This window comes from Litoreibacter meonggei, assembly GCF_003663885.1.
In the GTDB taxonomy this organism is placed as follows: Bacteria; Pseudomonadota; Alphaproteobacteria; order Rhodobacterales; family Rhodobacteraceae; genus Litoreibacter; species Litoreibacter meonggei.
On the sequence record NZ_RCCE01000006.1, the window covers coordinates 245400 to 258365 of the forward strand.

The 12966-nt window shown below is 54.1% G+C and carries 9 protein-coding genes; all 9 read right to left on the reverse strand.

Annotated elements, in window-relative coordinates; genetic code table 11:
• Entirely contained in the window at nt 1-927 is a 927-nt protein-coding gene (locus BCF46_RS17340) for a DUF4123 domain-containing protein (protein WP_170157969.1), read from the reverse strand.
• A gap of 237 nt (nt 928-1164) precedes the next feature.
• A complete protein-coding gene (locus BCF46_RS17345) occupies nt 1165-3180 on the reverse strand; it encodes a putative 2-aminoethylphosphonate ABC transporter permease subunit (RefSeq protein ID WP_121027365.1) in 2016 nt (671 codons plus the stop codon).
• Nucleotides 3177-4304 carry a putative 2-aminoethylphosphonate ABC transporter ATP-binding protein gene (locus tag BCF46_RS17350; protein ID WP_211332835.1) on the reverse strand — a complete coding sequence of 376 codons (1128 nt, stop codon included), beginning with the start codon at nt 4302-4304 and terminating at the stop codon, nt 3177-3179. The genes BCF46_RS17345 and BCF46_RS17350 overlap by 4 nt, the downstream gene beginning before the upstream one ends.
• A 126-nt stretch (nt 4305-4430) precedes the next feature.
• Entirely contained in the window at nt 4431-5450 is a 1020-nt protein-coding gene (locus BCF46_RS17355) for a putative 2-aminoethylphosphonate ABC transporter substrate-binding protein (protein WP_121027371.1), read from the reverse strand.
• 253 nt (nt 5451-5703) lie between these two features.
• Complete coding sequence (locus BCF46_RS17360; protein WP_121027374.1) at nt 5704-8166, reverse strand: GcvT family protein; 2463 nt, start codon at nt 8164-8166, stop codon at nt 5704-5706.
• A gap of 68 nt (nt 8167-8234) precedes the next feature.
• On the reverse strand, nt 8235-8996 hold the full coding sequence (locus BCF46_RS17365; protein ID WP_121027377.1) for a DeoR/GlpR family DNA-binding transcription regulator: 762 nt from the start codon (nt 8994-8996) through the stop codon (nt 8235-8237).
• A gap of 46 nt (nt 8997-9042) precedes the next feature.
• Nucleotides 9043-10725, reverse strand: coding sequence for a Na/Pi cotransporter family protein (locus tag BCF46_RS17370; protein ID WP_121027380.1), 1683 nt, complete (start codon nt 10723-10725; stop codon nt 9043-9045).
• A 2-nt stretch (nt 10726-10727) separates the two neighbouring features.
• Entirely contained in the window at nt 10728-11570 is an 843-nt protein-coding gene (locus tag BCF46_RS17375) for a DMT family transporter (protein ID WP_121027383.1), read from the reverse strand.
• The gene (pbfA, locus tag BCF46_RS17380; RefSeq protein WP_121027386.1) at nt 11567-12922 is read right to left on the reverse strand and encodes a (R)-1-hydroxy-2-aminoethylphosphonate ammonia-lyase; all 1356 of its coding nucleotides are present in this window, start codon (nt 12920-12922) and stop codon (nt 11567-11569) included. The genes BCF46_RS17375 and pbfA overlap by 4 nt, the downstream gene beginning before the upstream one ends.
• Nucleotides 12923-12966: the final 44 nt, after the last annotated feature.

Genomic DNA, 12966 nt, shown 5'->3' on the forward strand with positions numbered 1-12966 from the left:
CTATGCAACTCGAACTACTGAGTTCCAGAGGTAGAGGGCCTGCTCTGATTTACTCGTGAATGGGGCAAGCTGCAGCCGTGCCCGAATTGCAGACGCAGAAAACAACTGCTCTACCGCGAGGGCGGTACCCGCACGGGTCATATCATCCCAATATCGGTAGCCACATTCGTCACGAAGAATAAGAAGCACCCGAACACAATCACGCTCGCTGGGCACGGAGATATCTTGATCTTCGCACGCACGCATCATCTCGAGCGCTGCTTTCCGAAACCGCAAGTCTAAGGCGCGCTCCAGGATCGGCTCGACCTCGCTCTCGCTCAATCTAAGCCCGTTCGGCCCGCGGGCAATCGGGGTCCCCCCGGCAAATTCCAAAATTTGCAGGGCGTCGTTTTCTACGTCAGGAATGCTCATTCGACTAATGCGATCTGAAAAAAGTTTACAAAAATATGTGTTTAACGAGGATAATTCCTCTAACGACAGAGTACGATAGTTGTTGGCTTCATAAAACCGAAAATACTTACTAGATCCATTTTTAGCCCAAACACGCGTGAATTTTCGAAGATGGGACCAAAGGTCATCGAACGGAGCAGAAGCTTCGAAAGCAACCCAAGCCTCCGCCGACCAATATCCGAGTGGCACTCGCTCTGTGCTAAGAATGGACTTGGCCAAGCTAGACGTCTTGTCCAAGTCGACCAGCCAAGGGCTCACCGCGCCAATGTCTTCGGCTGTCTTCCCTGAGAAAAGGCATCGGCACTCACTCGACTGCGAGGCTAAGATCTCTTCTAAATTTGGTATTTTCGCTGCATCAAGGATGGCAAACCATCTGGTGCAGCGTTCAGCGGCATCTTTTTGCTTTGGAAACGGAGAGGTGAGCTCTTGTGCATCAGAGCGATCAAAATACGACAGGGACCAGTCAGCATGGTCCACGATAGGCGTTACGCTCATATTTGCCCTGTTGTATTCGCCAGATTGTAGCAATCGGCCTTAAACACGCCCGACAATTGTGAGTGTAACGAAGCGATAGGTTTGGTCAATGACCACGGCATTGCACGCTTGCACCGCCCATATCCTTTCCGCTGGCTCGACAAAACAACAAGCCGCCCGCGTCGAAGTCGTTGTCACCTGATCTACTTACTGCGCCTTTCTGGCGACCCTATATGCCACCTATCTATTGCGCCAAGCCTGAGTGCGGCTAAGGATTCCGCGCGAGGCAATTAGGTGAAATATCCGCGCGCCGGCATTCGTATAGAAGATCATCATCCCCATGGCAGCAGCCGGAGCAATATCACCGGCGTCGTCCATGTTCAGCACAGCAATTGATGCGAGAGACGTTGTCGGTGAGTAAAGAAACACGACAGCAGAAACCGTCGTCATCGCATTTACAAACAAGTAGATGGAAATATCAAGAATTGACGGCAGGCAGACAGGAACAGTTACCCGACCAAATAGCTTAAGCGTCGGCTGCTTGAGCGAAGCTGAAACCGATTCAAACTCCCGATCCATCTGCTGGAGCGCCGTCGTCGCCGTAAGATGCGACACAGTATAAAAGTGGGTCACCGTGCACACGACAAGGATCGCCATTGTCCCGTAGATCGCGTGCAGCGGATTGGCGGGGTTGTTGAAGAAGAAAATGTAGGCAAGCCCCAGAACCATCCCGGGAATGGCCATAGGCAGCATTGCAAACATCTGAAATATCGCGCGTCCAGTCTTAAACCCATTGGATTTCTCGACGAGGTACGCCCCGAAAAATATAATCGCTGTACCGACAATCGCGGTAAGTAGTCCCAGCTTGATCGAGTTGTAATATGCCCCCCAACCACCACCGTCCATGCGGTCGAATTGGTAGTTATTAAGGCTAAAGCTGAGGTCATACGGCCAGAACTTTACCAAGGCGGCGAACTGGCAAACTGCAAGCATCCCAATGATGAAAATGCCAATGAGGCTCGCATAGCTGAACAGAATCCAATCGGCCTTTTTGTTTGGTTTTGGCTGATAAGGAACCGACCGGGCCGAAAGCAGCGCGACCTGCTTGCTTTGGACAAAGCGGTCAATTGCAAAAGCAAGGATCGCGGGCAGAACTAGGACCACCGACACCACGGCGCCCATCTCAAAATTCTGCTGACCGATGACCTGTTTGTAGATATCCACCGCCAACACATTAAACTGTCCACCGATGACTTTGGGTAAGCCGAAGTCGGTAATGACAAGGTTGAAAACCACGAATGCCGCCGAGACCAAACCATACCGCGCGCCGGGAATGGTGACAGTCCAAAAGGTCCTCCACGGCGTCGCACGCAGCGAGGTCGCAGCTTCGTAAAGCCGTCCGTCCGAGATCGCCAAGGCTGTCGATATAATCAGAAACGCATGTGGGAAGGTGAAGAACACTGACCCGATGACGATGCCAATCGGGCCATAGATGCTAGCTCCGAACAGCAGCTCCTTCAGCATGCCTTGGTTGCCAAACAGATACACCAGCGCGATGCCCGGCAACAACGACGGCACCAGGATCGGGGCCATCGCTATCAGTCGAAATAACCCCTTGAAGCGCATGCAGGATCTGCTCAACGCGAATGCAAACCAGAAGGCCAGCGTCACCGTGACAATCGTGCTGATGGTGGCGATCAGAACCGAGTTCTTGATCGAATTTGAAAGCGCAGGTGTGGCGAAATAGGATCGAAAATTCCCGAACCCGGTCGATTTAACGGGCCGAAGCTGGACGCGTCGAAAGGTATTGCTGTCCAATTCGACCCACTCGGTACTGTCAGTCAGCGTGGATCCGACCAGAAACCGACCTTCGTCGGTGGTATTGCGGATGCGGTATTTGACGGGGCTTCGGAAGCTGAAGTCTGGAAAGAACTGGGTCACCCCAAGTCGACCGTCAGACCCTGCGATCATGTCGCTGTCTTCCAAAACCTTCAGTTGCTCATTGAGGTCGTTCAAGCGGATCGGGTTTGAAAACGTGGCCCCGGCTTCGTCACTGACCTGAACTTCGTAAGCAGACAGATCGAATTGAAACGTCGAAAAGGATTTCGACAACATTGCGTAAAGGGGGAACACCATCGTTATCAGCAGATATAATCCGATGACGACCATGCTGCCGCGCATGATGATGTCATCGCGCGAGAGTTTCCCCTTTATGGACGGACCAGCGGGAAGGGTGTGCTGGGTCGCGTCAGTCATTCCACCGCCTCCGGCCGCTCAAAAGCCATCAACCGGTTCTTTGGAAGCTCCACTGTCATCGTCCCGCCCTCGGCAAGGCTAAGCCTGCGCACGGCGTTGATCGAGAAATCCGCGATCAACTCACTCTCGCCGAAACGCTTGTGTTGTAACCGGCAGCGCCAGAACGATCCGAGGAATTCCATCTCGTCCACAACGACTTCAAGGGCGTTCTCCTCGGTTTCGACCACGTCGTCAGACCCGAGTACATGCGCCTCATCACCATGGGGGATAACGTCTTCAGGGCGAATAGCCGCGATAATCGGATGACCATCGGTGAAGTCATGTGGCAAGGACTTCATCGTGCCATTGCCAAAGCTTACGGCACCACTTGGACCCGCTGTCGCTGGGATTTGGTTCATTTCGCCGATGAAATCGGCCACGAACAGTGTTTTGGGGGTGCTATAGATTTCAGTCGGGGTCCCAACCTGTTCGATCACACCATCTTTCATGACCACGATACGGTCGGCCATCGCGAGGGCCTCTTCCTGATCATGCGTCACCATAACTGTCGTCACACCGAGTTTGCGTTGCAGTTCCTTGATCTCGTGGCGCAGATAGACGCGTACCTTTGCATCGAGCGCGGAAAGCGGTTCGTCAAGAAGCAGCAATCCGGGGTTGGTCGCGATTGCGCGCGCCAACGCGATCCGCTGTTGTTGCCCGCCGGACAATTGCGCCGGATATTTCTTGCTCTGATCGGCAAGCCCTACCATCGCGAGAAGCTCGGACACCCGATCAGTTATCTCGACCTTTGATCGCCCGGTATTCTCCAGTCCGAACGCCACATTCTTTTCAATCGTCAGGTTCGGGAACAACGCATAGGATTGAAAAACAATCCCGAAATCACGTTCAGAGGGCGGGAGGCTTGAGACATCCTTGCCGCCTTGATGCACACTGCCTTTGGTCTGCAGGTCCAGTCCCGCGATAGCGCGCAACAATGTTGTCTTGCCGCACCCCGATGGTCCCAAGAAGCAAATCAACTCACCTTCATGGATATCCAGCGAGACGTCCTTGAGTGCGAGGAATTTTCCGAAAGCTTTCCAGAGGTTTTCAATTTTGAGATAGGGTTCTGATCCGTCAAGAGGCACGGGCAAAGATCCTTTTTGCTGGGCTAAACAAATTCCGGGAAAGGAACCTGTCGTCTGGAAAGGGGGGAGGTGAGCCTATGGGTGCGAAGGGCGCCCGATCAGGCGCCCTTCGATAGTTAAGATCTCTTATTTAGGATCAGACTTGCCATCATAGCGGCCTGCCCATTCCTTCAAGATTGCAGCCCGATTGTTTGCTGCGAACTCAAAATCGTTGTCGATCATGGCGTCCAACAAGTTTGCTGGGAAATGCTCAACCGGTTTGGCGATGCCTGGATACGCCACAACCGCGTAGCCGACATTGTACATTTCGTTTGCTTCTTTCGTAATCGTGAAGTCGACCAGCTTCTGCGCGGCTTCCAAGTCGTCCGTACCCGCCACGATGGCAGTCGCTTCCATATCCCAGCCAACACCCTCAGATGGGACTATGATCTCCAGCGGTGCGCCAGCAGCTTTGGATTTTGCGCCGCGGAAAGCGAAGGAAACGCCGATGGGAATTTCACCCGAAGCGGCCAGTTTACACGGTGCGGAACCGGAATGCGTATACCGCGCAATGTTCTCGTGAAGTCCGTCCATGAAGGCCCAGCCATCATCTTCGCCGAAAATCTGCAACCAGCTGGACACATCCAAAAAGCCTGTGCCAGACGAGGCAGGGTTCGGCATGATCACGTGGCCCTTGTATTGGGCGTTCGTAAGATCTTTCCAAGACGTTGGCGGTGTCAGGCCAAGCTTCTCCGCTTCCACGGTGTTATAGCAGACAGATGCGACCCACGCATCCATGCCGACCCACGCAGGAGTTTCATCCTTGTCGACGAATTTCGGATCAAGCTTTTCGACGCCAGCAGGCGCATATGCCTCAAGCATCCCCTCGGATTTGAGCAGCAACAGCGATGTCGCGGCCAGTCCCCAGACAACATCGGCCTGTGGGTTATCCCGTTCCGCCAGCAGTTTTGCGGTGATAACGCCGGTTGAATCGCGGACCCAATTGATCTTGATGTCCGGGTGGCTGGCGTTGAAGGTCTCCGCGTAACGGGCCAGATCTTCGGCCTCAATCGCCGTGTAAACCGTCAATTCTGCCTCAGCGAAAGCGGCAGTGGCGCTGATCGCAAGAGCCGCGGCGCTTGTCATGGCCTTTTGGAATATAGTCATGTGTAGTGTCCTCCCATGGAATTTACCGAAACCATTCTTGTGTGGTTTCGGAGACATCACTTTACACTCGCAGAAATCATCAACAAGCCAAATTGATATTTCCTTTGAACATATAGGAAATGCCTATGAACTTCAGAGCCATAAACCACGCCCTTATTAACGAAGGATTTGCCTTCGCTCCGAGTGCTACAACCGTTTTGTTACAATGATGTGTCAGCCGGTGGCAGATAGCCACCGACCGGCAAAGCTTCTGCTAGTCCTCCGAACGGACCCGTTCTGACTTGGGATCGTAAGGCGTCCGAAGATGAGCGGTGGCCGCACAGCGTCTTCCAGCCACATCGACTTCAAACGAGTGACTCTTGATAAAATCAGCCTTGATCGGTTCTGCCGCATCGACCTCACACAGCGCGACAGCTGCCCCCAGTGTGTGCCCATATCCGGCAGAACGCACTTCACCTATTTCCACACCATCACACAGAACTGCCTCACCGCCCCAAAGCTGGACGGCTTCATCCTCAACCACCAACTGAATGATCCGCTTATTGAGGTGATTGGGATCAGCCTTCGCGGCAACCAGTGCCTCCTTTCCGATGAAACCACCGGGCTTTTCAAAATCGACAGCAAAGCTGAGTCCGGCCTGCAAAGGCGTTATGTCCGGCGTCAGCTCACGGCTCCAAGCGCGGAAGCCCTTCTCAAGGCGCAAGCCATCAAGCGCGTAATACCCTGCGTCGACAATGCCATGATCCTGCCCTGCCCGCTTCAAGTCTTCGTAGACCCCGACAGTGAACTCAACCGGAACAATCAACTCCCATCCAAGCTCGCCAACATACGTCATGCGGTTGGCCCAGACGGTGGCATAACCCAGATCAATTTTCTGAACAGTGCCAAAAGGGAAAGCAGCATTAGATAGGTTGGCCTTGGTCAGTTTTTGAAGGACCAGACGCGACTTTGGCCCCATGACGGCCAAGACGGACCAAGCGGCCGTCACGTCAGTCAGGAAAACATGGGCATCTGCCGAAAAGTTCTTTCCGATCCAGTCAGCGTCTCGGACAGCCTGCGCCGATCCGGTAATCAATAGGAACTCCTGCTCTTTTAGGCGCAAAACAGTCAGGTCGCTCTCATACCCGCCCCGTGCATTCAAAAGACCCGTGTAGACTGTGCCGCCGATTGCAACGTCAATATTGGCCGCGCAAATTCTGTTTAGTTCCGCGCAAGCATCCCGCCCCTGAACAAGCAGTTTTGCAAAAGAGCTTTGGTCAAACACGGCAACATCTTCGCGCGTCGCCTTGTGTTCCGCGGCCACTGCATCATGCCAATTTTGGCGACCAAAGCTGTAATTGGTTTCAGCCGCGGTGCCGTCCGGTGCGAACCAGTTCGCCCGCTCCCAACCCATCTTGGAGCCAAACACCGCATTCTTCGCCGCGAGCCGATCATATAGTGCAGAACGGCGGAAGGGGCGTGCGGTGTCCAACTCGCGATTGGGCCATGGCATCGCGTAGTGCAATCCCAGCGTTTCTTTGACGCGGTCATGAAGCCAGGTCGGGTTATTGTTGAAATCCGCAAAGCGGCGAATGTCGACGGCGAAGAGGTCTGATGTTGGCTCCCCTTGCACGATCCACTCGGCGAGGGCGCGGCCTGCCCCGCCAGCGCTCGCAATTCCCATCGAGTTGAAGCCAGCACCGACGAAGAAGTTCTTCAGTTCAGGCGCTTCACCGAGCAGATAGTTATTATCTGGGGTAAAGCTTTCAGGGCCGTTGTAGAATTTCCGCACGCCAGTGGTTTCCATTTCCGGAACACGGATCAGGGCATTTTCGAGCAGGATTTCGAATTGGTCCCAGTCATCTGGCAACAACGAGAATTCAAATTTGTCAGGAATACCATCCATGCCCCATGGCTTGGCCTCTGGCTCAAACCCGCCCATGACCAGCCCGCCGGTCTCTTCTTTGAAGTAAATAAAGCCATCGGGATCGCGCAAAACCGGAAGGTCCGGATTTACGCCTTTCATGGTTTCAGTCACGATATACATGTGTTCTGCCGAATGAAGCGGCACGTTTACAGCGCACATCAGGCCAAGGTTGCGCGCCCATTGTCCCGCACAATTCACCACGACCTCTGCTTCAATCCGACCCTGATCCGTCTCAACGCCAGTTACCCGGCCGTCCTTCGTCAGAACATCAGTGACCTTGATCCCCTCGATCACCTTTGCGCCGCGCATTCTGGCACCTTTGGCAAGGGATTGGGTCAAATCGGTAGGGTTGGCCTTGCCATCACCGGGCATCCATATGCCACCTTTTAGATCATCCACCTGCATGACCGGCCACTTTTCTTGCGCTTGCTGCGGGGTCAGAACGTCAACGTCGACACCCTGCGCGCGGGCCGCTGCAGCCGTGCGCATCAGCATCGTCATGCGATCTTCGGTACGAGCGACAGTGACTGACCCGCATTGCATCCAACCTGTTGCAAGCCCCGTCTCTGCCTCAAGGTCGGCGTAGAGTTGTGTCGAATAGCGGATCAGGTTCGTCATGGCGGGTTGGCTGCGCAATTGGCCGACCAATCCGGCGGCGTGCCATGTTGTTCCGCAACTCAACTGACCCTGTTCAAGCAACACCACGTCGCTGTGACCCATTTTGGCCAGATGATAAGCAACAGAGCACCCGACGATGCCGCCGCCCACGATTACATATTGCGCTCTTTCGGGAAGTTCCGTTTTGGCCATGCCAGCTCTCCAATGCAAATTCGCTTTGCATTAGATTGCGTTACTTTGCAAAAGTTGGCAAACAAAATCTACGCCTCGGAAGCGATATCAAGCCGATATCCTCGTTGCGATATCGCGCGCCGGATTTCATCGTCAGGTGCAATATCCGTCACGATACGCGTCGGTTTTGGGGGCGCTTTAAAAACCACATGCCCGACAACGCCAAACTTTTCGCTATCCGCCAACATGATCGGATGCTGTGCTTGGGACAGCATCAGATGGCGCATGCTGGACGCCTCCCGGCTGAAGTCTGTCAAAAACGCTGACGGGCTTAGGCCACCCGCACTCACGACGGCAAAATCCGCACGGTATCGCGCGACGCTTTCCAGCGCCTCAACACCCTGTACGGCCATTTCGGTCACATCAACTTTGCCACCAATGATCACCAACTCGACTGTCGCTTGGGCGATCACTTCTGCGACTTTCAGATCATTGGTATAGACGATTAGGCCGCTATGATGAGTCAGGGCTTTGGCCAAGGCGAGTACGGACGACCCGTTGTCCAAGAATAGCGAAGCACCGTTTGGTATTTGTGAAGCTAGATACTGGGCGATCAGGGACTTGCCCTGAATATTCAGTTTCGACCTGCTGGTTATTGGCAGTTCGCTTGTGCGGATCTTGGTCGCGCCGCCGCGGATCTTTTCAAGTTTGTTATGCTGGGCCAGCAACTCTATATCTTTGCGAACCGTTTCACGCGATACGCCAAGCTGTTCTGTCAGTGCGCGGATAGACACTGTCGGCTTTTGGTCAAGCCGCTCAAGAATTATCGCGTGTCTCTCTGCCGCCAACATCTGTGGCTTTCCCTATCTTTCCATCGATCAGGCGGAAGCCAACGGCCTAACGCTGACGCACGTCGAGGTCATCATAGTCCTGCTCAATCAGGCGTGTTTCAAGCAACTGGCCGCCCCTGTGAAGGATCGGGTAAGCCGCCGAAGCTATGTGGCTGTTAAAGTCACGCAACGCGCCGACGGTTTCAAGATGAATATCGCTGGAGTCGAAACTGATCTGAACCCCTTCGCTCAAGCGTTTCAGATGGCGTTTGCGACTTTTGCGCTCCAGTCGCGCCATCTCCTGTTTTTCCTCCAAGAGCAAACGCGCGCTTTCCAGATCATCAGACACCAACAAATTCGATGCCAGCAGCAGATTAGTTTTCGTATGTTCATGCATGTTGGTAATCTCCGCCATGCCATCCGCAGAAAATCTGATGCCTTTCTCAAACATTTCCTTGGCGAGGGGGACCATACGTTTGGCTACAATATCACCCGCCGTTTCGACTGCGATCGCATACTCGGTGATTTCGCGAACTCGTTTGGTATCTTGCTTTGAAAGAGCAGTATTTTGCAGCGCAGCGGCATAACGTCGAACATCATCCAACGCCGTGTTCACGAAACTGTCCTGAGACTGAACGGTGCGAGCACGTTCCGGAGTGTATTTAGTATAGATTTCCATGACCGGCGATATCATCGTCTCAACCAGCTGAACCATGCGCAACACTTCGCGCCTGAGATTTGCAATTGCAAGGTGTGGCTTGTCTAGAACGGACTCGTCCAGCGTCGTTCTGTACAGCGGGGACTGGTGCTCGACACTCGGAGGATCGTTGGGCAGCAGTTTTACAAACGGGGCTTCTAGCCTGTGCGCTAGGATCAAAGTCATCAACAGCAGGGCGTTAAATAAAATATGGACATTGATCAAGGTTTGCGCCGACGTCGCCGAACCGATGTACTGTAAGAGGCCAAACTTGCTGACCAAGAAAAGCGCAAGCAGGGCACCGCTTCCACGCACAGCCAAATTCGCTACCGGCACCCGCCGTGCCGTATTCTTCATCCCACGGCTTAACCAAACTGGAATGATAGCGCTGCCCAAATTGGCTCCGAGGACCAATGACACACCCGCCGCTACCGGGATTGCGCCGATCGAAACCAACGTCACACACATCAAGATGACTGCAACGCTCGAGTGCATCAAAAAAGCCAGCAAAGCGCCAACGACAAATGCAGTTAAAAAATCTGTAGCAAGATAGTCTGCAATCATCGGCAGAAAGGCACTATCTCGGATAGGATCCATCGTTTCACGTAGGAACCGAAGCGAAATCAGAATGAAGGCAATACCTAGGATGATCCGACCAGCTTGGCGAAGCTTGCGCTGCTCTGACTTGACAAAAAGGCCACCGCCCACCGCAAGCAGGACAGGAACGAGCCACGCCAGATCAAATGAAAACACCTGAATCAACAATGCTGACCCAAGGTCCGCTCCCAGAACGACTGAAAGGCCTACGCCAAAAGAAATCGCTCCCGTTGCGGAAAACCCAGCAACCAGCAACGCCACTGCAGCCGAACTTTGCAGGATTATTGCAAGTACAAGGCCCGTGGCACCAGCGCTGACCCGGTTGTGGCTTTCAGTCACGACACGTTTGAAAGACGACCCAAAGGCCCTTTCAATCCCGGTTCTCACCATGCGTACCGCGAACAACAACAGCATCGTTGCACCCATCAGCTCCACTATGAATGAAATGACAATCATTGTTAAATGTTCGTACCGGCAATTGTTGCGATACCTGCACCAACGATCAACGCAGCTAGCAAACGGTCGCGACGGGGACCCTCAGAAAACCAGAACACCCCCATCAGCGCAGCAAAAATCACAGACGTTTCACGCAGGGCTGAAACGACGCCCAACGGGGCTTGGGTTTTAGCGTATAGAACCAGCCCGTAAGCCAGCCCAGAAACGACCCCGCCAAAAAGGCCTATCGCAACAGCGCGGCCAGACATGTTCTGAAGCCTTTCCCAACGGCTTGTGAAAACAAAGGCCACGACGAACAGTTCACACACAAACAACCATCCAATGTAGCCCACCGGGCTACCCGAAACGCGGACACCGACGCCGTCCACAATTGAATAACTGGCAATTACGACGGCGACACCGACCGCGGCAACAAGTCCGCCGCGAGAAATACCAGAGGTGAAGACGCCCCGCGCCAGCAGCAGAATGCCCGCAGAGACCGCGAGAACACCCAGCCAAACAACCAAAGGCAGCTCTTCACCCACCCAAATCAATGCACCGACTGCGATCAATATTGGAGAAAGACCACGCGCAATTGGATAGACGATGCTCAAATCTCCGGTCCGGTACGCGATGCTTAGCAACGCGTAATATCCCCAGTGAATGACCGTTGAGGCAATAATATACGGGATTGCAGCCGAGGACGGGGAGGCACTAAACGCCACAAGCGCAATACCCGGGATAACATGCCCCGCAGCGACCAGACCCAATACGATTGTCCTGTCACCTGCGCCTTTTACGATTGCGTTCCATAGTGCGTGGAGAAATGCAGCGAAGAGGACAATGAGGAAGATGCTTAGGCTCAAGGTTTGCGATCCAGTACCGCATTTTCGACAATGCTAAGAGCTTCGTCCAATTCGTTGCGGGAAATTGTCAACGGCGGCGAAAGTGTCAGCACGTTTCCTGCGCTGATCTTGAAACTCAAACCTTTTGACAGACAGGAATAATAGATCTTCTCAGCCAGTTCAGGCGCAGGCGTGCGGGCGTCTTTGTCCGATACGATCTCTATACCAAACATCAAGCCCCGCCCCCTGATATCCCCAACGTTTGAATGGGTGCCCAGAGAGTCGCGCAGGCGATCTTGTGCGTGGGTACCGAGCGTGGCGGCACATTCGACGAGACCTTCATCCTCGATAATATCCAGCGTCGTTAAGGCCGCTCGCGCGGTCACCGGGTTTTTCTCGTGGGTGTAATGCCCGATCGCAAAGTCACCCGCCACATCCAGGTCACGTCGGGCAACAACTGCTGCAATCGGCAAAATGCCCCCGCCAAGCGCTTTTCCGAGCGTGACAATATCGGGGACAAAGTCGTCGTGCTGAAACGCAAACATCTCGCCTGTTTTACCAAGTCCTGTTGGGATTTCGTCCATGATCAGCAGTGTGCCGTGACGATGACAGGCTTCTTGTACTGCTTTCCAATATCCCGCCGGAGGCACAACGGGAACTGCGCGCATCGGCTCTGCGATGACAGCGGCGACATCCCCTTCGCGTTGTAGGACGTAGTCGACCATCTTGGCGCAAGCCAGCCCGCAGTTTTCCGGCCCCGAATGGCCGTAGGCGCAGTGATAGCAGTGGAATGGTGCGATGTGTTCTGCACCCGGAAGCAGTGGGCCGGCAATATGGCTGCGGAAAGTCGCCTCGCCACCAACGGACGCTGCGCCGAATCCCGCGCCATGAAAGGAATCCCAGAAACTCAGCGTTTTGAACCGGCCCGTTGCGGCCCGCGCCAAGCGCAATGCAACTTCATTCGCGTCAGATCCACCGGTCGTAAAAAGCGTCTTGCCCAAGTTTCCCGGTGTGATCTTCTCCAGCCGTTCGGCCAGCGCGACGGAGACGTCATTGGTAAAACGTCGTGGAGAGAAGGGAAGTTGGTCCAGCTGATCTTTGATCGCGGCAACCAAACGGGGGTGACCGTAGCCGATATGGTGAACGGAATTGCCATGGAAATCCATGAAGCGTCGCCCGGCCACATCTTCAATCCAGATTCCTTCCGCCTTGGCGATCGTGGAGACGCAAGGGCTGGATAAACTCTGGTGAAGAAACGCGTTGGCATCACGTTGCAGCAGGCCAATAGCCGCGGCATCGGTTTCTTTTGATGACCAATCCTTGCGGGCTGCTGATGTGTTCGGCTCACCTTCAGTGTGGATCGTCGCGGGCATTTGCAGTCCTAATAAAAAAGCAGGGCCAACGTGGCCCTGCAGTT